At 39.0% G+C, this 656-nt stretch carries 1 protein-coding gene; it reads left to right on the top strand.

Annotated features, from left to right (window positions below):
- A partial coding sequence (locus KIV40_RS31695) for a hypothetical protein (protein ID WP_285353286.1) occupies positions 1-438 on the top strand: 438 nt, incomplete at its 5' end.
- Positions 439-656: the final 218 nt, after the last annotated feature.

Below are 656 nucleotides of genomic sequence, written 5' to 3'. Positions count from 1 at the left end.
ACGAGTTCAAAATTAGAAGGCCATTATTTGGCTAATCCAGTCAACGTGATTATGCCGCCGAATGACGTTATCTATAATTCGTCATCCATTAATATCGAATTCAGACAAAACAACAGCTACGACCTTCTTTATGTCACCGATAGAGAGGTTGGTTTTACTTCATCTGGCAGTTATAGCATTACCGGCAAACATATTTCATTAGACGAAGAACAACACCAGCAGATAATTCCTGAACGTGAACTAGATTTCTATGAAAAGGTGATGATCAGTGAAGGGTCTGTGCTTTCATCTGATTTTATGCCGTATATTCCAATTGCTAAAGATGAGGTATTGCTAATCACACCTAACTCAATGCTTCACCTGTGTAAGTCTGTTACTTGCCAAGATCTTCCACATTATGAAAATGAAGTACCCAAGGTTGTAGACCCTCAAGAATAATGTTTAGAGAGAAAACACAGGTAACAATACTCGATTAGGGGCCGCCGGCCCCTTTTTTTTGTACATAAAACAACCACCCCATACTCATAAAGCGATAAGCCCACCTCACAGTCAATATCACTCACAAAATCAACTTATGCGCAACATATTCAATACAAAGTGATCCGCCCGATGTTCTAGCAGCTGCTAGATTTCTTTTATTAACATCTAAACAACAG

The sequence above is a fragment of the Vibrio sp. D173a genome, from assembly GCF_030248475.1.
This window is presented reverse-complemented; position numbering and strand designations above follow the sequence as displayed.